We start from the raw sequence: 19,391 nt of genomic DNA on the forward strand, positions 1-19,391 counted from the left end.
GCCGCCCGGCCCACGGCAAGGGCCATCCGGTACAGCCCAGTTCGCGGTGTACAGGCCCGCCCAGGGCGTGCGCGGCGCGGCGGGGGCCGGCCCTCGCGCGGGACGTGCGGCAGATGGCGAGCGCCAGGGCGCCCGACCCGCGACACGACGGCGGCGCCCGCCCCGCCCCCGTGAGGGACGGGCCGGGCGCCGCCGCGCCGCGGGAGACCGGCCGGAGGGGCCGGGGCCCGCTCAGCCGAACTTCCGCCGTACCACCCGGCAGATCACCAGCGTCACCACGGCCGCCAGGGCGAGGGCGATCCCGGACTCCAGCCAGGCCATCGGCCAGTGGTGGGCGGCGGGGTGCTGGACGACGTAGGAGCCGTCGTCGACGTGGTGGGCGAGCAGGCACTTCTCCATGCCGGGGCCGGCTGAGCAGGTGCCCTCGGGCAGGCGTTCACCGCTGGTGGTGAGGCTGCCCTCGGCCAGGATCCAGGTGTTGTCGGGCATCGTGCCGCCGTGCGGGAAGTCCGTGATCACCGGCGGCAGCAGGGACGAGCGGACCAGCGTGAAGGCGAGGAGCAGGACGCCGGTCACCCCGAGGGTGACGACCATCGCCGCGACGGTCCGGCGGATCAGCAGGCCGGTCAGCGCGCCGACCGCGAACGCCAGCAGGCTCTGGGCGACGGGCACCGGGCCGAGCGCCAGGAACCCGGAGTCGGAGTACCAGTAGGCGCCGAGCGTCTCCTGGCCACCGGAGCGCCACATCCACAGGTAGCCCGCGGCGAGCCCGGCGACGGCCACGGCGGTCAGCACGGCGGGCAGCGCCAGCTTCGCGCCCACCCAGCGCAGCGGGCCGACGGACTGGGTCAGCATCAGCTTGTGGGTGCCGTTCTCCAGCTCCCGGGAGAACAGCGGCGCGCCGGCGAAGAGGCCGATCAGGGCGGGCATCAGCACCAGCAGGAGCTGCGCGAGGCGGAAGCCGTTGCCGTACGCCGCCCGGAAGTCCTCCACCGCGCTCTGGACATTCTCGCAGCGCGGGTCGGTGGAGATCAGCGCGCAGCCCGCGATGTCGTGCTCGGCGAGGTAGCCGGCCATCGCGCTGCCCTGCACCGCCATGCCGATACCGCCGGCCACCAGCAGGGCGAGCAGGACGAGGGCCATGCCCCGGTTCTGCCGCCACACCACCCACAGCAGACCGCCCCGGCGGCCCGTCCCGGCGGCGCGCCGCGCCACCCCGGCCGTCTGCGGCTCCGTCGCCGTGCTCATACCGTCACCCCTTCGTTTCCGTGTGGTTCCCACCGCGCCGCGCGGTGGTTCGCGCCGCCGTCCCGCCGTCCGCGCGGAATGCCGGGCAGCAGCGGGCCCGCGCTCCCGGCCGCCGCCTCGCCGCCGTCCGCGTTACGGGGCAGCCCCGGTTCGCCCGGCCGCTGCCGGAGCCGGGGGCCGACCGCCTCGGCGCCGTACGCGGCCGTCGCGGGCGTCCCGGATGAGCGCAGGTAGCCGAGCAGCAGCTCCTCCAGCGACGGTTCGGCGGCGTCCCACGGCCCGTCGAGCGGTCCGCGCCGCCGTACCAGCGCGGTGTAGCGCCGTCCCGTCCACCGGACGTCGACGAGCTGATGGGCGGCGAGGCCGTCCGGCAGTGCCCCGGGGCGTCCGGCGGTGCCGAGCAGCAGCCGGTGCGCGCCGATGACGTCGTCCACCTCGCCCGCCAGCCGGAGCCGTCCGCCGCCGAGGAACAGCAGGTGGTCGCAGATCCCGTCCAGTTCGGCGAGGGCGTGCGAGGAGAGCACGAGCGTGGTGCCGTACACCGCCGCCTGCTCCATGAGCTGGGCCGCGACCTCGTGCCGCTCCAGCGGGCCGAGTCCGGCGAACGGCTCGTCCAGCAGCAGCAGTTCGGGGTCCTTCGCCAGCGCCAGGGCCAGTCCGAGACGGGCGTACCGCGCCGGTGAGAGCGTGCCGACCCGCGCCTGGAGCGGTACCCGGCCCGCCTCCAGGACCCGTTCGGCGCGCGCCGCCCGCCAGGGTCCGCCGTGCCGGGCGCGGGCGCGGCGCAGCGCCTCGGCGACGGTGCGCCGGGGCCGGGCGGCCCGCTCCCGGCCGAGGTGGGCGACCCGGGCGCGGCCGTCCGCCGTCCGGGGGTCGGCGCCGAAGACGCGGATGGCGCCCTCGGTGGGGCGGAGGTGTCCGGCGGCGAGGGCGAGGAGGGTGCCGGTGCCCGCGCCGGGCGGACCGGCCAGGGCGCAGATACGCCCGGCGGGCAGCCGGAACGTGCAGTCCCGCAGCTCACCGTGGCGCCGGTGGCGCCTGCCGAGGCCGTCGGCCTCCATCGCCGTCCCCCTCGGAACGCCGCCGAGGGGGTCACTCACCGCCCGTCGCACCCGCACACCCCTCATTCCACTAATTAAGTAGTGGAAGAGTGGGGGAAAGGGGCTGCGCCTGTCAACCTGAGCCGTCTACGCTCCCCCGATGCCGACCCCGCCCGCACACCCGCCGCTCCCCTTCACCCCGCCGGACCCGCTGCGCACCGCCCGCCTCGACCTCCGCCCGGTGACCGCCGGCGACTTCGCCGCCATCCACGCCTACCAGCGCCTCCCCGAGGTCTGCCGCTACCTCTACTGGGGCCCGCTCGACGAAGCCGGCTCCCGCAAGTCCGTCGCCGCCAAAGCCGCCCGCACCACGCTGCGCACCGAGGGCGATGTCCTCCAACTCGCCGTCGTCGTCCGCGCCACCGGCACCCTCGTCGGCGACGTCACCTTCGTCTGGAAGAGCGCCGCCCACCGCCAGGCGAGCATCGGCTACGTCTTCCATCCCGCCCACCACGGCCACGGCTACGCCACCGAGGCGGGTCGCGCCCTCCTCTCCCTCGGCTTCGACCACCTCGGACTCCACCGCGTCCAGGCCGAGTTGGATGCCCGCAACACCGCCTCCGCCCGCCTCCTCGAACGCCTCGGCATGCGCCGCGAGGCCCATCTCGTCGAGAACGAGTTCCTGGACGGGGAGTGGACGGACGAGGTCGTCTACGCGATGTTGGCCCGCGAATGGCGGGCACTGCGGGATACGGACACGGGCGCGGGGCAAGGGAGTTGAGAGGCGGGGTGCGCCTCCCGTGGGAGGCGCACCCCACCCGGAGCTGCCGGAGCCCGCACCGGGTGGCCCCGGTCCCGGTGGCCCTCTCCGCCGCCCCGCCGCGCACCGCTCCGACCTGGAGCGGGCGGGGTGCGGGGCGATCCTCTGGAAAACCTCAAGCCGCTTGCCACGCTCAGGGCGCGAATGCCACGGTTGTTCGCATGGCAGCTCTTGCGGGACTGAGCGGAAAACACCACGCCGTACCGGTCATCCGGGACGCGGACGTGGTCGCGTCGGCCCTGCGCCAGGCGCTGGCCGAGGCGTCGCCCGAGGAGCGCCCGGGCCTGGAGCGCGCCGCCGCGCTCGCGGAGGCCACCGCCGCGGCCACCGACGGCCAGATGCGCGCCCGCTGGGTCCGCTCCCGGCTGGCGGCCGTCGGCTTCACCGGGGACCTCGGCTCGGTCGCGGCGGTCAAGGCGCTGCGCACGGCGGAGCCGAAGCTGAGCCTGGTGGCCGCGGTCCAACTGCAGAAGGAAGCCCTGAACCATCCGCAGTGACCCAGCCGGCTCCGGGCCGACCGCGGCACGGCGCGCCCGGCCGATGCCGGTTACCTCGTGGCCGAGCCCCCGCCCGGAGCCCCGTGACCACCGCGGTGTCCGGCGCGAGCACCACACCGACCGGCGCCCGCACCGGCCCGCCCGTGCGCCGCGGCGCTCCCCGCGGGCCGGACTCCGGCCGCCGGGACCGGCGTCACCCGGCCGCCGCCCCGACCCCTTCCGCCCTGGGGCCCGCCCCGCCGGCCGCCGCCGGCTCCCCCGCCGGGTACCGCCGCGCCCCCACGACCGGCCACGCTTCCGGAAACCGCACCGCGTACGGAGACCCGTGCGGCAGGGGCCCGGCCGCCGACCCGCCGCCACCGCCCGGCACATGGCCTCCGCCGGACTCCCCGCGCACCCGCGCCTTCCGCACCCGTACGGCGGCCGGGTCGCCCGGATGCGGGCGGTACCGCACCGCGACCGCCGCACCTTCCGCACCGACCGGCGGCGGCGCCCCGTACGTCCCCTCCGGCCCACCCGGTGGGCGCCCCTTCGGTCCGGACGGCCGGAGCGGTGCCCCGCACCCGGTCCGTCCCGCCGGGCCCTCCCGCCCCGGGCACGGGCCCGGCGGCAACTCCCGCCACCGCCGCCCCGGGCGCACCGTCCGGCGGCGCGGCCGCCCCTCCCCCGGCGCCTTCGCGCTCCGGCTCCGCCGCTCTCCGCCGGTCTCCCCGGCCCGCTCCTCCCGGTGCGCGAGCCCCGGCGCGTCCGTCCGCGGCGGCGGCGCGTAGCCGGCCGCCCGATTTCCGGGGCGCGCGGTGGCGTGCGGAACGGTGGCCCGGCTACGTTTCCCGGAATGCGGTATCACCGTTGCCCTCCCCCGCGCCCGTTCCGTGGCGCATTCCCTGATGAAGTCGCCCCGCCAGGCGTCCCGTTAGCCCCGCGAAAGCGCTACGGGCAAGAGAATGGTGCCACTTGAACGGCGACGCTGTACGCGTCGACCTGCCGTAATGTCGACCCGGAACCCTCAGAAGCAGAGGTCGCGGCATTGGAAGAGACGACACCGCCGGAGCATTTGAATCCCCTGGAACGCTTCGGACTCGACGTGAGACGTGTCCGGTTGAGCCGCAGACTGACCCAGAAGCAGTTGGGCACGGCCACCGGCTACTCACACGCCTACGTCAGCATGGTGGAAGCCGGAAAAGTCATGTCCAGCATGAGGTTCGCCCGCGGCTGCGATCTGGCATTCGGCGCCGACGGCCGGTTCGAGGCCATGCTGGCCCGGATCGACGAGGGGAATCACCCGTCGTGGTTCGTGCCGTATCTGAACCTGGAGCGGGAGGCGTCACAGATCCTGATGTACGCGACGCACCTCGTCCCCGGCATGGTGCAGACGGCGGATTACGCGCGGGCGGTCCTCCGCGCCGCCCATCCACAGGCGACGCCGGAAGGTATCGAGGACAAAGTCGCGGCGCGGCTGCGGCGGCGTGAGGCCCTGGAGCGGGAGAAACCGCCGTTTCTCTGGGTCATCCTGCACGAGGCGTCTTTGCGTACCGTCGTCGGCGGCCCCGAGATCATGGCCGGTCAGCTCGGATATCTGCTGTCCCTGGCCGGGGCGCCGTATTTCAGGCTCCAGGTGATGCCGTTCTCGGCGGGCATTCCCGGCACCTCCGCGATGCCTTTCGTCGTGCTGTGCTTTCCCGATGCCCCGACGGTGCTCTACACCGAAACCCGGGTGGGGGGACGGCTCCACGATTCCGTACCGACGGTCGAAGCCGCCCTGGACGACTACGACGTGATCAGGACGCACGCACTCTCCCCGGACCATTCCCTGGACCTGATCCGGGAACTGCGGGAGGAGTACCGCGCGTAAGTCCCGGCACCGATCTCACCGCGGCGGACGGAGGGCCGTCCTGCCGGGTGAGATCGATTCCGGTGCGCGCCGCCGGTGAGGCGGTGTCCTACTCGATCGAGCCCCGCTCGGCCACGACGAACACCCTTTCGTTGGGCTTGCCGGACTCCCACTTGGTGACCCGGGCGTCCATGAGCTGGATACGCCGGACCGTTCGGCCCGCGGAGTCCTCCTCGTTGATGGTGAGGTTCTCCGCCCCGATGCCGTCGTGCAGTGAACGGTTGACCCATTCGGTGAACGCGGTGCTCGTTTTCACGCCGCGGACGATGGTGACCTTCCCCCCGTTCTTATCGATGCTGAGATGGTTGATGCCCTTCACCGCTTCCAACATGACGCCGTCGAGTTGCAGTTTGAAATGGTGGGCGGCGAGAGTTTCGTTCTCTGTCATGCGCTTTCCCTCCTCTTCCGCGTGGTGGATGTACTCATGGCCCCCGGCGGTAATTCCGGGTGGCCGCGCGAGGGAGAAGAACGCCCATTCGACCCGTTCGGCCGGCGCTCCCCCGCTCCCGTACCTCAGTTGTCCGAGTGATCAACAGCCGCCATGGTGCACCGGCCCCCGCCGATGTCACCAGCCCCCTGTCAGGCAGTGCCGGGTACACATTCCCTGGCACTTTCGGGCAGCGCCGAGAAATGATTCCGGACAGCACCCCGCCCTTTCGGACAGCGCCCCTTCGGATCAGTTCGTCCGGCACGGCGCTTTTCCCGCCCCGGAGTTCACCTCGGCGAGGCCGGGGGCGGACGTGAAGGCGCGAAGGGCGGAGCGACCGCGGAGGCCCGCCCCCTGCGCCGCACGCCGGGGGAAGCGGGTCTCCTTCCTCGCTGCGGAGAGCGGGCCCCGCCAGTCGGGCCGGTCAGCGGTTGAAGATCGGCATGATCTCCTCGCTGTCGTCGCACCACACCTCGTGGTAGCCGTTCGCCTGGGCGTTGGGCAGTTCCTGCGCCTCGCATTCCGCCTTCGAGGGGTACTTTTCGGCGCCGACGGGGACCCAGCCGTCGCCGGGCGGCGGGGCGGCGAAAGCGGTGGCGGCGGAGAGCGGAATGGAAACCGCCGCGGCACCGACGGCGAGACCGATACCGATACGGGAACGCCAGGACTTCATATTTCCTCCAGGAACAGGGCTGCGTTCAGCGCCGTTGAACACGACACACGCGTGAGCCAAGACCCGTCATTCGCACAGGAGTTGGCTCTTCGCTTTTCCATCGAGGGAGATGCGTTCCCCGCGGCGGGAGTTGGCCGCGGAGTGCGGAATTCCCGGGTCTGCCCTTCCGCAGCCGCGCCCCCGGTCCGTACGGGCAACTCCCGGGGCGGCCCGCGTAATGCGGGGGCAAAGCGACGGGTCGCCGGAGGGGCGAGCGGCCGCCCGGCGGCGATCGCGGAAGACCGCGGGCGGCGGGGAGGCGAGGGCGCACGGATCGCCGTGCCGATGAGGGCGGCCGGCCCACCGTGTCGCACCCCACCCCCACCCATGTTTGCACCGCTAACACCCTTGCCTTAATGTGAACAGTGCAAACATTCTGGTCGAGGGCGAGGAGACCCCGATGGCGGACGACCTGTTCACACCGTTGCGGCTGGCGTCGGGCGCGGAACTGCCCAACCGGATCGCGAAGGCGGCGATGGAGGAGAACCTGGCCGGGCCGGGCCAACTGCCCGACCAGCGGCTGTTCACCCTCTACCGCGCCTGGTCCGAGGGCGGCAGCGGCCTGCTGATCACCGGCAACGTCATGGTCCACGCCGAAGCGCTCACCGGTCCCGCCGGTGTCGTCCTCGACGCCGAAGCGCCGCTGGAGCCCTTCACCCGGTGGGCGCGGGCGGCCAGGTCCGGCGGCGCGGCGGTGTGGATGCAGATCAATCACCCGGGCCGCCAGGTCCCCTCCGGCATGCCCGGTGTGGTGTGGGGCCCCTCCGATCTCGGCGTGGACCTCGGCCGGCACAGCGGACGCTTCGGCCGTCCCGCCGCCATGACCGCCGAGCAGATCACGGCGACCGTCGAACGGTTCGCCGTCACCGCCCGCCGCGCCGCCGAGGCCGGTTTCGACGGGGTGGAGATCCACGCCGCCCACGGCTATCTGCTGTCCCAGTTCCTCTCCCCGCTGGTCAACACCCGTACCGACGCGTGGGGCGGCTCCCCGGCCCGCCGCGCCCGGCTGCTCCTGGACGTGGTGCGCGCCGTCCGCGCCGCCGTCCCGGCGTCCTTCGCCGTCGCGGTCAAGCTCAACTCCGCGGACTTCCAGCGCGGCGGTTTCGACGCCGATGACGCCCGCGAGGTGATCGCCCTGCTCGCGCCCCTCGGCGTCGATCTGGTCGAACTCTCCGGCGGCAGCTACGAGAGCCCGGCGATGACCGGCCGCGCCGCCGACGACCGCACCCGCGCCCGGGAGGCGTACTTCCTCGACCTCGCCGCCGATCTGGTCCGCACCAGCCCAGTCCCGCTGATGCTCACCGGCGGCATCACGCGGCGCGCCACCGCAGAGCGGGTCCTCGCGGACGGCGTCGCGGTCGCCGGGATGGGCACCGCCCTCTCCGTCACCCCCGACCTGCCCCGCCGCTGGGCCGACGGCGCCGAGGCGGACCGCGCGCTGCGCCCGGTGACCTGGTCCGACAAGGCGCTCGCCTCGGCCGCGAGCATGGCGCAGGTCCGCCACCAGCTACGCCGGCTGGCCCAGGGCCGCACCGTCGCCCCGGGCACCCGCCCCGCCGTCGCACTCCTCACCGAACAGCTCCAGCAGCGCCAGGCGCTGCGCCGCTACCGCGCCTGGCTGGACGCCCGGCAGCCGGCGGCGTAGTCCGGGCCACGGCGGACCGCCTCGGCCGCCGTGCCCGGGCGGGCCTGCCGGACCGCCCTGCGGCACGGGGGCCGGGCCGTACGGCCGTACGCCGAGGGCCCCGCGACCGGCCGTACGGTCACGGGGCCCTCGGGCGGGGCGGGCCGGGATCAGGTCTCCGAGCGGTACATCAGGTCCGTCTCGTGGGTGACGAAGCCCAGGCGTTCGTACACCGTGACGGCGGCCGTGTTGTCCGCGTCGACGTAGAGCATCGCGGTCGGCAGGCCCTCGGCGGCCAGGTGGCGCAGGCCGATGGTGGTGAGGGCCTTGCCGAGGCCGCCGCCCTGGGCGCCGGGGCGGACGCCGACGACGTAGACCTCGCCGAGGCCCTCGTCGGCGTGCACCTTCGTCCAGTGGAAGCCGAGGAGGGTGCCCTCGCGCTCGGCGAGGAAGAAGCCCTTCGGGTCGAACCACGCCTCGGCCTTGCGGTCGTCGAGGTCGCGCTGGGTCAGCGAGCCCTGTTCGGGGTGGTGGGCGAAGGCCGCGGCGTTCACCTCCAGCCAGGCGGCGTCGTCCTGGCCGGGCTGGAAGGTGCGGACGTCCACGCCGTCGGGGAGCTGCGGTTCGGGCAGGTCGAGGCCGGTCAACGGGAGGCGCATCTGGCGCAGTTCGCGGAATTTCGTCAGGCCCAGGGTCTGCGCGAGGTGGCGGGCGGCGGCGTGGCCGCCGTGGGCCCAGACCCGCAGGCGGCGGCCGGACTGGGCAAGCAGTTCGCCGCCGAGCGCCCGGCCGTGGCCGCGGCCGCGGTGCGCGGGGTGGACGACCAGTTCGGCGGCGGGCGCCTCCACCGGGTCGGTGTCCTCCAACTGGCCGTAGCCGACCAGTTCGGTGCCGTCCGCGGTCTCCTCGGACGGCACCGACACCAGCAGGTGCCGGACCCCTTCCCGGGCCCCGCCGCGCAACTGGAGCCGTCCCTGTTCGGACACGGCCGGCTGTCCGTCGGTCCGCGCGGCCCGCTCGATCAGCGCGAGCGCCGCGGCGGCTTCCTCGGGCGTGAGCGTGTCGGTGATCCGGATACGGCGGCCGGTGGTGCCCATCTCCTGTGCAGCGTCAGTCATGCTCCGAAGCGTACGGCCCCGGGGCCCGGCCCGGACGGACTGCCGGGGGTGGCCCCTACGGGCCCGCTCCCCTGCGGGCCGGGGCCCCGGCGGCGGGCCCGTAGGGGCACCCCGTACGGGACACCGGACCGCGCCGGGCGGGGCCTCGGGGGCGGCCCGTACGGGACCGGCCGGGCCCCGGTGCCGGACCCTTACGGGCCTGACGGGCCTCGGGGCCGGACCCGTACGGGCCGACGGGCCCGGTGCCGGGTCAGCCGAGGGTCACCAACTGCTTGAGCGTCGCGGTGCCGGGGCGCGGCGGGGCGTAGCGGCGCGGGGCCGACCCCGTCGGGTACAGGGCGTGGTGCGCGGCGCGGGACACCTGCTCGATGGTGTTGATGCCGTAGACCCAACCGTCGGTGGCCGGGCGGCCCTTGGGGACGCGGTTGTTCTCGGTGAGGACGACGAGGCCGTAGTCGTACCCGGCGCCGGTGAAGGCACCCAGGCTGTTGACCTTCCAGTCACCGCGGTCGAACGGGTCCTTCGGGCCGGTCTGCGACCGCTGCAGCCAGCCGTTCTTGACGTGGACCGTCGCCCCGGCGGGCGCTCCGGCGGGCGTCCCCCAGCGCTGCGCCTTCTCCACCGCGTGCATCAGCCGGAGGGCGTACGCGCGCGAGGCGGCGGACAGCACGGTATTGCTCCGGCCGGTGAACAGTTTCAGCAGGGTGATCTGGTCCGCCGCGGTGATCTGCGTCAGGCCCCAGTTACCGGTCCGGTCCAGGACGGTGTCCGTCATGCCGGCCGCGTTCAGGAAGCGCTGGATTTTGACGGGGTCGGGCCGCTTCGGATTCCTGAGGTCCGACAACTGCCGCCACAGGGCGGTGGTCGAGGCGTTGTCGGAGTGCTCGATCATTTTCTCCGCGAGTTCCGCTTCCCGCGCGGTGAGCCTCCCCTTCCGGTCCATGAGGAGCGCGCCCAGCACGATCGGTTTGACCGTGCTCGCGGAGTCGTACCGCTTGTGCGCACCGTAGGTGCAGGTGGTCCTGGTCGTACGGTCGTAGAGCGCCAGCGAGGCCATGCTCCTGCGGGTCTTCAGCCGCGCCGCCATGTCGTCGGCCAGGCGCTTCGCCAGACCGGGCTTGACCGACACGCAGGAGACGGCCGTGCCGGCGACCGCGCTCCGCGCCGCGGTGCCGACGGGGAGCGTGGCCGCGTGCGCCGGCGCCACCGCCGCGGCGGAAGCGGTCAGGGCTATGAGCCCGGCGGCCCATTTACGGGCCGTCACCCAGCCCTTCCCCCCGGCCTCCGCTTCGGCCTTCTTTTCTTTTGTCACCCTCGATAACCCCTGGATTTCTTCTCGCGTTACCTTACGCATGCGCCGCGCCGCAGCGACCCGGCCGGATACGTCCGGAATTTCGGCGCGGCCCGGCTCCCGATTTCCGGAAACCGGCCCTGCGGACCTTACCCGGGCGATTTCAAGCGCTCCCCAAGAGAAGCAAAAGGGAGCCGGGGGAGGGGAAAGAGAAGGCGGGGGACAAGGCGGGATAAATGCCAGCGGCAGGGTAATTCCGGGAATTTCCTCGCGGGCCGGAAGCCGCACGGGGCGGCCGGTACGGCGGCCGCCCCGTGGTGAGACCCCGGCGCGCGGGGCGCCCGGACCGGTCAGGCCGGGCGGTACGTCAGCAGCACGTTGCCGGAGCGGAAGGTGGTGGTCCGCCAGTGGGTGAGCGGGAGGCGGCGGCCGAGCGTGGCGAAGAGGGAGTGGCCCGCGCCCAGGAGGACCGGGTTGACGAGGACGCGCAGTTCGTCGACGAGACCGAGTCCGAGCAGGCTCGCCGTCAGCTTCACACTGCCGAACAGCGCGATCTCCCTGCCCGGTTCCCGCTTGAGCGCGGTGACGGTCGCGGCGAGGTCGTCACCGCGGACGAGCGTCGTGTTGTGCCACTCCGCCCGCTCCAGCGTGTCGGAGACCACGACCTTCCGGACCCCGTTCATGAACGTGACGATCTCCGGGTCGGGCCCGGTGGCATCCGGCCAGAACGCGGCCATGTGCACGTAGCCGTCCCGGCCGAACAACAGGGTGTCGATGGCGGCGTTGCTCTGGTTGGCGAACTCGAAGTACTCGGCGTCGATGTTCGCCCAGTCCAGTTCGCCGTCCGGGCCTTCGTAGTAGCCGTCGAGGCTGGTCACCACGTAGGAGAAGAGTTTGCGCACGGAAGTCACGCTCCGATCCGGTCTGCGGGGCACGGGCCCGCCGGACGCCGGGCGGCCCCGCGCGGCGGCGGGACACGGGCGGGCGGGTGCGGGGCTCACCGAAGCCCAACCGCTCCCGGAAGGCAAGTGTTTCGCGCCACGCCGGATCCCGCACCGCGCACCGGCCGCCCCCGCCGCGCCACACCGGGCCAGCGCGACGCCCCGGCCGTACCACGCCTCCGGTCCCGCCGGGCCCGCGCGACGCCCAGGCCGTGCGTGAGGCCCCGGCCCGTACGGCCACCGCGTACCGGCCGGGCCGTGCGCTCCCCGAGGCGCCGGCCACGCACCGGCCGCCTCCGCCGGAGCGCGCTCGCCAGGGCCCCGGCGCCACCCCGCCTTCATCCTCCCGTCCTCCCCCGTCCCCCTTCGGACCTGTTGCGCTACGCGCGTTGACCGTAGGCTGCGGTCCGCCCGGACGCGTCAGCGTGCCGGTGCCGCAGCCACCGCCCGGCCGCCCGCGTCCGCGCGGCGCCGCCGGCCGCCCGGTCCACGGAAGGGAACCCATGCAAGCGACACCCCAACGGCGCCGCCTCGCGCGCAGATTGACGGCCGGAGCGGCGGTGCTCGCCGCCGCCACCGCGGTCACCGCGGCCTCCCTGCCGTCCGGCGCGGGGCCGGACACCGCCCGCGCCCGCACCGCCCAGGGCCGCACCGTCGATGTCCAACTGCTCTCGTTCAACGACTTCCACGGCAATCTGGAGCCGCCGCAGGGCTCGTCCGGGACCGTCGAGGAGATCCAGCGGGACGGCGGCAAGAAGGCCGTTCCGGCGGGTGGGGTCGAGTACCTCGCGCAGTCGCTGCGCACGGCCCGTAAGGGGCACCCCTACTCCGTGACCGCCGCCGCCGGGGACATGGTCGGGGCCAGCCCGCTGCTCTCCGGGCTCTTCCACGACGAGCCGACCATCGAGGCGATGAACAAGCTCGGCCTCGACGTCACCTCCGTCGGCAACCACGAGTTCGACGAGGGCCGCGCCGAGTTGACCCGCCTGCAGCAGGGCGGCTGCCACCCCAAGGACGGCTGCTTCGAGAAGGGCAAGACGTTCAAGGGCGCCGCCTTCCCCTACCTGACGGCGAACGTCACCGACGACAAGACCGGAAAGCCGCTGCTCAAGCCGTACACCGTGTGGAAGCACAAGGGCGTGAGAATCGGCTTCATCGGGGTGACCCTGAAGGGGACCCCCGACATCGTCAACGCCGACGGCGTCAAGGGGCTGACGTTCCACGACGAGGTCGCCACGATCGACAAGTACGCCAAGATCCTCGACAAGCAGGGCGTGAAGTCGGTCGTCGCCCTGATCCACGAGGGCGGGATGCCCGCCTCCACCTCGTACAACTACGACTGCGACAGCCCCGGGCCGGGCGACGGGATCTCCGGGCCGATCACCACGATCGCCAAGAAGGTGACCCCGAAGGTCGACGCGCTGGTCACCGGCCACACCCACCAGGCGTACGTCTGCACCCTCCCCGACCCCTCCGGGAAGCCCCGTACGGTCACCTCCGCCGCGTCGTTCGGGAAGCTCTACACCGAGACCACGCTGACGTACGACCGCGCCACCGGCGACATCGTGCGCACCAACGTCAAGGCGCGGGGCGCCTCGGGGCGCGCCGCCAACCACGTCGTGGACCGGACGCAGCCCAAGGCGGCGGACATGACGTCGCTGATCGCCCGCTGGAACAAGCTGGCCGCGCCGGTCGCGAACCGGCCCGTCGGGCATATCTCCGCCGATATCGCGGGGCGGGGCGCGCAGGCGCCGGAGTCGCCGCTCGGCGATGTCGTCGCCGACGCGCAGCGGGAGGCCGCCGCGGCACCGGACAAGGGCGGCGCGCAGCTCGCCCTGATGAACCCCGGGGGGATCCGTTCGGATCTGGCCTACGCGGCGTCCGGCGCGGAGGGCGACGGGGTCGTCACCTACGGGGAGGCGTTCACCGTCCAGCCGTTCACCAACATGATGCGGACCGTGGACCTGACCGGCGCTCAACTGCTCGCCGCGCTCCAGCAGCAGGTCAGCGGCGCCAACGAGGCGTCGCCGAAGATCCTTCAGGTGTCGGACGGCTTCACGTACACCCTGGACCTGACGAAGAAGGGCGCCGACCGGATCGTCAAGGACTCGGTGAAGCTGAACGGCGCCGCGCTCGACCCGGCGAAGACCTACCGCGTCACGATGAACGAGTTCCTGGCCGGCGGCGGCGACGGCTTCCCCGCCCTCAAGGACGGTAAGAACCCGCTGGTCGGCGGCTCGGACCTGGACTCCTTCACCGCCTATCTGACGGTCCACTCCTCGGCGGACAAGCCGCTGACGCCGCCGAAGGCGGACCGGATCACCGTGGTGAAGTGAGCCCGGGCGGACCGCGGTTGAGCCGTTGAACGGTTGACCTGCGGGTCGGGCCGGCGAGAGGCACCGGGCCGGGGCCCGGTGACCTGGCACCCGGGCCGGTGACCTGGCTCCCGGGCCGGTGACCTGACTTCCGGCCCGGGTGGGCCTGGCTCCCGGGCGCCCAAGGCCGGTGCCCCCGCGCCCTGCCCTCCGGCCCGGCCCCACGGCCCCATCCGTTTCCCCCGCCGCCTCTCTCCCCGCCCCCGCAGGGCCCCGAGGGCGCCCGGCCCGCCCCGTGAGGGAAGGGTCAGCCGCCGTACGGGTTGCCCTGCGGGGGCGCGCCGTAGGGGCCGGGCTGCTGCGGCGACGCACCGTACGGACCGGGCTGCGGCTGACCGTCCGCCTCGCCAGGGACCTGCGGCGACGCACCGTACGGGCCCGGCTGCGGCTGACCGTCCGCCTGGCCAGGGACCTGCGGCGACGCGCCGTACGGGCCCGGCTGCGGCTGGCCTCCCGCCTGGCCCGGGGCCTGCGGGGCGCCCGGATGCCGCGCTCCCGGCTGCCCCTGCGGGTACCCGTAAGGGCCGGACGGCGGGGCCGGGGGTTGCTGCCCCGGCTGCCCTTGCGGGATCCCGTACGGGGCCGGCGGCTGCTGGCCCTGTGGGGCGCCCTGCCCCTGCGGGTACCCGTACGCACCGGGCTGCGGCACCGGGCCGGGCTGCCCCTGGGGGCCCGGCGGGGGCGCCTGGAGAGGTCCGGCGGGCCCGGGTGCGTACCCCTGCGGGGCGCCACCGGGGCCACCGGCGTGGGGGAGGAACTGTTCCAGTTCGGCGCGCCACATCCGGTGGACGTTCAGCCGGACCGGTGCCGGTGCGCCGGGGAGGGCGAGGCGCACCACGCTCCACAGGGGCCGCAACCGGGCTTCGGTGACGAGCGCGTGGGCCTGCTCGCGCGGGATCGCGTACGCGATGTCCGTCGGGCGCTGGCTGACCTCCTGGTGGTGCAGCACCACGGCGCGGTCGGTGAGCGTCACGAAGTAGTAGGTGGCCACCAGATGTCCCAGCAGTCCACCGGTCAACCAGGGCACCGGGCCCGTGAGCGCCTGGAAGGTCACCAGCGCCCGGTCACCGGGCGCCGCCCGGGCGACGGCCTCGGCGACCTGCTGCTTCATCGTGGATTTGAGCATGGCCATGCGGCGGTACCCCCTGTTGCGTGACGGTGGAGCGGGTCGGCGCGGCGGCATCGCCGCGGAAAATCCCCGAGGCCCCATGTTCCCCCACCCCGCGCCCCGGACGCACCGGCGGCGGAAGGAGCACGGCGCCGCGAGGGACGGCCGGACGCGCCCGGCCCCGGGCCTCGGGGCAGGCCGGCGCCCTCCGCCCGCCCCGCCGGACACCGTCGGCCTGCCCTTCCGCTCCGGCCCGTACGCCGGGCCGGGCCCCCGGCACGCCCACCACGACGCTCCGGTCGCGCGACCCGCGGTGACCGGGCCCGCGGCGGGCGCCCCGGGCCGCCCGCCGCGCAGGACGGAGACGCGGGCGCCCCGGCGCGCCCTCCCGGGCCTCCCCCGCACGAGCCGTCCACCGCGCCGCGCGCGCCCGTTTCCCCGACGCTCCGCGGACAATCGTGGCGTTGCGCACTTACGGCCGGGCGGAGTTGCTAACGGGGGACCCGCTCATGGTCAGATGTGCGGATGCGAACCCCCCAACGCATATCTTCACCCCCGTCCCCACGGCCCGGACCGGACACCGCCGCCCCACCGGCATCCGACGATCCGGAGCGGGACACCCGTGAGTTCGAGCCGGTCAACCCGTACGCGGACCTCGCCGCCCTCGCCGACCCGGAGCCCGAACCGGAGCCGGAGCCCGTCGCACCGCACCGGCTGGAGCGCCGCAGGTACCTCAACGAGCGGGACGGCAGCGACGATCCGCTGGGGCTCGGGCTGCGCTCCGACGAGGAGGACGAGGACGCCTGGCAGCCGCCGAACCACCGGCGGAACAAGCGCGGCATCAGCCGTTTCGCCGCCGTCCCGCTCACCTTGAAGCTGGTGGTCGCGGTCGTGGTGGCCGCCGCGTTCCTCACCCTCGGCGACCGGTTCGCCGTGCTGTACGCGCAGAACAAGGCCGAGCAGCAGATCAAGAAGGCGCTGCGGCTGACCGCCGCGCCCGAGGTCGACATCAAGGGCTTCCCGTTCCTCACCCAGGTGCTGGACAAGCACCTCGACCGGGTCGACGTCACCATCCCCGACGTGGCCGCCGACCGGGTCTCGCTCGCGAAGTTCGAGGCCAGCGCCCGCGACATCCGACTGGACGGCGATCTGCCCACCGCCGTCAAGGGCGCCACCATCGGCTCGATGCACGGCGACGTGCTGCTCGCCTTCGACGACATGAACCGTGAACTGGGCGCCTCCCAGGTCAAGTTCAGCGAGCTGGGCCCGAACGAGGTGCGCGCCGTCGGCCGCCTGCCGATCGCCGGACACGAACTGCGGGTGCACGCCCGGGCCCGTATCCAGCGGGCCGGTGACCGTGGTGTCTCCACGCAGATCAGCCGGATGCGGCTGGACATCGGTGACGTCGCCGTCTACCGCCCCGGCACCGGCGAGGAGGAGGGCCTGCGGCTGACCCGTAAGGCCGCCGGTGAGCTGAGCCGCCAGGCCGAAAAGATCAAGTCGATGCTGAGCGTCCCGGCGATCGTGCAGCGCATCGGCATCCCGCAGAAGTACGTCGACGAGGCGCTGCACAGCTCGGACAAGCTGCACGAGCTGACCGGCTCCCCGGACTTCGTGGCGAAGCTGATGAAGGTCAACCTCGTCGATGTCGTCGTCGACCACCCGTGGCTGCTGCAGAAGGTCGGTATCGACCCGAAGGTCCTCGGCGCCCTCTCCGGCCTGACCAAGCCGCAACTCGCCGACCAGCTCTCCCTCTCCTTCCGCCTCCCGAAGACCCCCGGTGACGTGCGGCTGCGCCACATCTCCGTCGAGGAGGACGGCATCCGCGCCGAACTCGACGGCCGCGACCTGCCGTTCGGCGACGCGGCGGAGAAGTCCGGGAAGTAGCGGAAGCGGGACATGCGGGCGGGGCCCGGCCGACCAGGCGGTCCGGCCGGGCCCCGCCCCGTTCCCGCTCCCGTCACATCGGGCCCGGCACCCGGCCGGGCCCCGCCCTCACGCCGAGGGCTCCCCCGGAGAGCCCGGCACCGGCCCCGGAGGCGGCGGCGTCGGTGCCCCCGGCAGCGTCAGCACCGCCTCCGTGCCGCCGCCCGGCGCGGGCCGCAGCAGGACGCCGCCGCCCGCCTGTTCCGCCGTCCGGGCGACGATCGACAGGCCCAGACCGCTGCCGGGCAGCGAGCGGGCCGACGGGGAGCGCCAGAACCGAGCGAAGACGTGCGGGAGTTCGTCCTCCGCGATACCCGGGCCGTGGTCGCGTACGGTCAGCTCGCCCGCGGCCAGGCGGACCTCGACCGTGCCGCCCGCCGGGCTGAACTTCACCGCGTTGTCCAGCAGGTTGACCACCGCGCGCTCCAGCGCCGCCGGCTCCGCGCGGACGTACCAGGGCGCGAGGTCCGAGGTGAGGGTCAGCGCCGGGCCGCGCAGCCGGGCCCGCTCCAGCGCCGTGGCGACCGTGTCGTGCAGCGCCACCACCCGCAGCGACGCACCGCCGCCCGGCCCTGTGTCCGGCGTCCGCGACAGCTCCTGAAGATCGCCGATCAGCGACGCCAACTCCCCCATCTGCGCCTTCACCGACGTCAGCAGCGCCTCCTTGTCGGCGGGCGGGATCGCGCGGCCGGAGCGTTCGCTGCGGACCAGCAGATCGATGTTGGTGCGCAGCGACGTCAGCGGCGTACGGAGTTCGTGCCCGGCGTCCGCGATCAGTTGCCGCTGCAGCTCCCGGGAGGCGGCGAGCGCCGCCGTCATGGAGTTGAACGCGCGCGACAGCCGGGCGATCTCGTCCTCACCGTCGTCCGGGATACGGATCGTCAGATCCTCGGTCCGCGCGACGTGTTCGACGGCGTCGGTGAGCCGGTCCACCGGCTTGAGCCCGGCGCGCGCCACCCACAGTCCGGTGGTCGCCGCGCCCAGCACCCCGACGCCGGAGACGATCAGCAACACCAGCGCGAGCTGGTTCAGCGGCTGGGTGACCTGGTCCATCGGCGCGGCGACGGAGACCGCGATGCGGTTGCCGCGCGCGTCGGTGATCGGGCCCGGGTAGTGGAGCGTGGCCACCCGCATCTCGGTGCCGTGCGCGGAGCGGGTGGTGTGGACGGCGCCCTCCAGGCGCCCGTCCGCGACGGCCACATCGGTGCGCTGCGCGGGCACCGGATCCTTGTCCGGCGCGGTGCAGACGTCCCCCGACGTGGACACCAACTGCACGGTGTACGGCGTCGGCTGGAACGCCACCTGCCCGTCGGCCGCGCCCGAGCAGGAGATCTTCAGCGCCTGCACATAGCTCTGGCCGACGTCCACGCTGCGCAGTGTGGAGTCGAGCTGTTCGGTGAGCCGGTCGCGGGTGATCAGCCAGCAGGCGGCGGCGGACGCCGCGACGGCCAGGGCCACGGCGACGGCGGTGAGCATCGCCAGCCGGGAGCGGAGCGGAAGCTGCCGGTAGCGGCGGGCGGCGCGGGCCAGCAGCCCGGGCGCGGTCTCGGACCCGGTGGCGCCGGCGGTCGCGCCCGGGGCCGGCGCGCCCCCGGGTGCCGGTGCGCCGGGCGGCGGTGGCGGCGTCGTCATTCGCTACCGCCCTCCGCCCGCAGGACGTAGCCGACCCCGCGCACCGTGTGCACCAGCCGCACCTCGCCCGCCGCCTCCGTCTTACGGCGCAGATACATCACGTACACGTCCAGGGAGTTGGAGGTCGGCTCGAAGTCGAAGCCCCAGACGGCCTTGAGGATCTGCTCCCGGGTGAGGACCTGCCGCGGGTGCGCGAGGAACATCTCCAGCAGCGTGAACTCGGTCCGGGTCAGCTCGACGGGCCGTCCGCCGCGGGTCACCTCCCGGCTCGCCAGATCCATCCGCAGATCGGCGAAGGCGAGGATGTCACCGTCGGCGGGCTGCGCCCCGGCGGCCGCCGCGTAGGAGCTGCGGCGGAGCAACGCCCGGATGCGGGCGAGGAGTTCGTCCAGCTCGAAGGGTTTGACGAGGTAGTCGTCGGCCCCCGCGTCGAGGCCGGTGACCCGGTCGCCGACGGTGTCGCGGGCGGTCAGCATCAAGATCGGCACCGTCACCCCGCCCGCCCGCAGCCGCCGGGCGGCGGTCAGCCCGTCCATCCGCGGCATCAGGACGTCCAGCACGATCAGCTCCGGGTCGTACGAAGCGACCTTCTCGACGGCGTCGAGCCCGTCGACCGCCTCCTGCGTGGCGTACCCCTCGAACACCAGCGAGCGCCGCAGCGCCTCGCGGACCGCGGGCTCGTCGTCGACGATCAGGATGCGGGCGGACTGGTCACCGTGGTCGGCGGGGCTCATCTGCGGC

Annotated in this window: 16 protein-coding genes; 6 read left to right on the forward strand and 10 right to left on the reverse strand. The window is 74.0% G+C overall.

Annotated features, from left to right (window positions below):
* Positions 1-231 precede the first annotated feature (231 nt).
* Positions 232-1,248 carry an ABC transporter permease gene (locus ACGH2B_RS10355; RefSeq protein WP_399087284.1) on the reverse strand — a complete coding sequence of 339 codons (1,017 nt, stop codon included), beginning with the start codon at positions 1,246-1,248 and terminating at the stop codon, positions 232-234.
* Positions 1,245-2,309: an ATP-binding cassette domain-containing protein gene (locus tag ACGH2B_RS10360; protein WP_399087286.1), complete on the reverse strand. Its 1,065-nt coding sequence runs from the start codon at positions 2,307-2,309 to the stop codon at positions 1,245-1,247. Before ACGH2B_RS10360 ends, ACGH2B_RS10355 begins: the two co-directional genes overlap by 4 nt.
* Positions 2,310-2,448: 139 nt before the next feature.
* On the opposite strand from ACGH2B_RS10360, the gene ACGH2B_RS10365 reads away from it, so the two are divergent.
* The 3 genes from ACGH2B_RS10365 to ACGH2B_RS10375 all read left to right on the forward strand — a co-directional run bounded on the left by ACGH2B_RS10365 (position 2,449) and on the right by ACGH2B_RS10375 (position 5,457).
* A complete protein-coding gene (locus ACGH2B_RS10365; RefSeq protein ID WP_399087288.1) occupies positions 2,449-3,069 on the forward strand; it encodes a GNAT family N-acetyltransferase in 621 nt (206 codons plus the stop codon).
* 200 nt (positions 3,070-3,269) lie between these two features.
* Positions 3,270-3,605, forward strand: coding sequence for a hypothetical protein (locus tag ACGH2B_RS10370; RefSeq protein ID WP_399087290.1), 336 nt, complete (start codon positions 3,270-3,272; stop codon positions 3,603-3,605).
* Positions 3,606-4,689: 1,084 nt separating this feature from the next.
* On the forward strand, positions 4,690-5,457 hold the full coding sequence (locus tag ACGH2B_RS10375) for a helix-turn-helix transcriptional regulator (RefSeq protein ID WP_399087292.1): 768 nt from the start codon (positions 4,690-4,692) through the stop codon (positions 5,455-5,457).
* Between the two features lie 88 nt (positions 5,458-5,545).
* Here ACGH2B_RS10375 and ACGH2B_RS10380 read toward each other — a convergent pair whose 3' ends face one another.
* Together ACGH2B_RS10380 and ACGH2B_RS10385 are read right to left on the reverse strand one after the other, a co-directional pair.
* Entirely contained in the window at positions 5,546-5,884 is a 339-nt protein-coding gene (locus ACGH2B_RS10380; RefSeq protein WP_399087294.1) for a hypothetical protein, read from the reverse strand.
* Between the two features lie 463 nt (positions 5,885-6,347).
* A complete protein-coding gene (locus tag ACGH2B_RS10385) occupies positions 6,348-6,596 on the reverse strand; it encodes a hypothetical protein (protein WP_399087295.1) in 249 nt (82 codons plus the stop codon).
* Positions 6,597-7,035: 439 nt separating this feature from the next.
* Here ACGH2B_RS10385 and ACGH2B_RS10390 point away from each other — a divergent pair, with 439 nt between their 5' ends.
* Positions 7,036-8,280 (forward strand): NADH:flavin oxidoreductase/NADH oxidase family protein, encoded by a 1,245-nt coding sequence (locus ACGH2B_RS10390; RefSeq protein WP_399096897.1) that lies wholly within the window; start codon positions 7,036-7,038, stop codon positions 8,278-8,280.
* 149 nt (positions 8,281-8,429) lie between these two features.
* Here ACGH2B_RS10390 and mshD read toward each other — a convergent pair whose 3' ends face one another.
* The 3 genes from mshD to ACGH2B_RS10405 all read right to left on the reverse strand — a co-directional run bounded on the left by mshD (position 8,430) and on the right by ACGH2B_RS10405 (position 11,579).
* On the reverse strand, positions 8,430-9,356 hold the full coding sequence (mshD, locus tag ACGH2B_RS10395) for a mycothiol synthase (protein WP_399096900.1): 927 nt from the start codon (positions 9,354-9,356) through the stop codon (positions 8,430-8,432).
* 271 nt (positions 9,357-9,627) lie between these two features.
* A complete protein-coding gene (locus tag ACGH2B_RS10400) occupies positions 9,628-10,689 on the reverse strand; it encodes a serine hydrolase (RefSeq protein WP_399087297.1) in 1,062 nt (353 codons plus the stop codon).
* 329 nt (positions 10,690-11,018) lie between these two features.
* On the reverse strand, positions 11,019-11,579 hold the full coding sequence (locus ACGH2B_RS10405) for a dihydrofolate reductase family protein (RefSeq protein ID WP_399087299.1): 561 nt from the start codon (positions 11,577-11,579) through the stop codon (positions 11,019-11,021).
* A 533-nt stretch (positions 11,580-12,112) separates the two neighbouring features.
* Here ACGH2B_RS10405 and ACGH2B_RS10410 point away from each other — a divergent pair.
* Positions 12,113-13,945, forward strand: coding sequence for a bifunctional metallophosphatase/5'-nucleotidase (locus tag ACGH2B_RS10410; RefSeq protein WP_399087301.1), 1,833 nt, complete (start codon positions 12,113-12,115; stop codon positions 13,943-13,945).
* Positions 13,946-14,231: 286 nt separating this feature from the next.
* Here ACGH2B_RS10410 and ACGH2B_RS10415 read toward each other — a convergent pair whose 3' ends face one another.
* On the reverse strand, positions 14,232-15,116 hold the full coding sequence (locus ACGH2B_RS10415) for a hypothetical protein (protein WP_399087303.1): 885 nt from the start codon (positions 15,114-15,116) through the stop codon (positions 14,232-14,234).
* 501 nt (positions 15,117-15,617) lie between these two features.
* Here ACGH2B_RS10415 and ACGH2B_RS10420 point away from each other — a divergent pair.
* Positions 15,618-16,979 (forward strand): DUF2993 domain-containing protein, encoded by a 1,362-nt coding sequence (locus tag ACGH2B_RS10420; RefSeq protein WP_399087305.1) that lies wholly within the window; start codon positions 15,618-15,620, stop codon positions 16,977-16,979.
* Between the two features lie 108 nt (positions 16,980-17,087).
* Here the strand turns inward: ACGH2B_RS10420 and ACGH2B_RS10425 are convergent, their stop codons facing one another.
* Both ACGH2B_RS10425 and ACGH2B_RS10430 read right to left on the reverse strand, forming a co-directional pair.
* Complete coding sequence (locus tag ACGH2B_RS10425; protein ID WP_399087307.1) at positions 17,088-18,650, reverse strand: sensor histidine kinase; 1,563 nt, start codon at positions 18,648-18,650, stop codon at positions 17,088-17,090.
* Positions 18,647-19,384, reverse strand: a complete 738-nt coding sequence (locus tag ACGH2B_RS10430; protein WP_399087309.1) for a response regulator transcription factor — start codon at positions 19,382-19,384, stop codon at positions 18,647-18,649. Before ACGH2B_RS10430 ends, ACGH2B_RS10425 begins: the two co-directional genes overlap by 4 nt.
* Positions 19,385-19,391 lie beyond the last annotated feature (7 nt).

It is taken from the genome of Streptomyces sp. BBFR2 (assembly GCF_044497305.1).
Classification (GTDB): Bacteria; Actinomycetota; Actinomycetes; order Streptomycetales; family Streptomycetaceae; genus Streptomyces.

Bases quoted from the DNA above. Each gene is read 5' to 3' on its own strand.
- ACGH2B_RS10355 (WP_399087284.1), bottom strand. From the start codon at position 1,248: ATGAGCACGGCGACGGAGCCGCAGACGGCCGGGGTGGCGCGGCGCGCC.
- ACGH2B_RS10360 (WP_399087286.1), bottom strand. From the start codon at position 2,309: ATGGAGGCCGACGGCCTCGGCAGGCGCCACCGGCGCCACGGTGAGCTG.
- ACGH2B_RS10365 (WP_399087288.1), top strand. From the start codon at position 2,449: ATGCCGACCCCGCCCGCACACCCGCCGCTCCCCTTCACCCCGCCGGAC.
- ACGH2B_RS10370 (WP_399087290.1), top strand. From the start codon at position 3,270: ATGGCAGCTCTTGCGGGACTGAGCGGAAAACACCACGCCGTACCGGTC.
- ACGH2B_RS10380 (WP_399087294.1), bottom strand. From the start codon at position 5,884: ATGACAGAGAACGAAACTCTCGCCGCCCACCATTTCAAACTGCAACTC.
- ACGH2B_RS10385 (WP_399087295.1), bottom strand. From the start codon at position 6,596: ATGAAGTCCTGGCGTTCCCGTATCGGTATCGGTCTCGCCGTCGGTGCC.
- ACGH2B_RS10390 (WP_399096897.1), top strand. From the start codon at position 7,036: ATGGCGGACGACCTGTTCACACCGTTGCGGCTGGCGTCGGGCGCGGAA.
- mshD (WP_399096900.1), bottom strand. From the start codon at position 9,356: ATGGGCACCACCGGCCGCCGTATCCGGATCACCGACACGCTCACGCCC.
- ACGH2B_RS10410 (WP_399087301.1), top strand. From the start codon at position 12,113: ATGCAAGCGACACCCCAACGGCGCCGCCTCGCGCGCAGATTGACGGCC.
- ACGH2B_RS10415 (WP_399087303.1), bottom strand. From the start codon at position 15,116: ATGGCCATGCTCAAATCCACGATGAAGCAGCAGGTCGCCGAGGCCGTC.
- ACGH2B_RS10420 (WP_399087305.1), top strand. From the start codon at position 15,618: ATGCGAACCCCCCAACGCATATCTTCACCCCCGTCCCCACGGCCCGGA.
- ACGH2B_RS10425 (WP_399087307.1), bottom strand. From the start codon at position 18,650: ATGACGACGCCGCCACCGCCGCCCGGCGCACCGGCACCCGGGGGCGCG.
- ACGH2B_RS10430 (WP_399087309.1), bottom strand. From the start codon at position 19,384: ATGAGCCCCGCCGACCACGGTGACCAGTCCGCCCGCATCCTGATCGTC.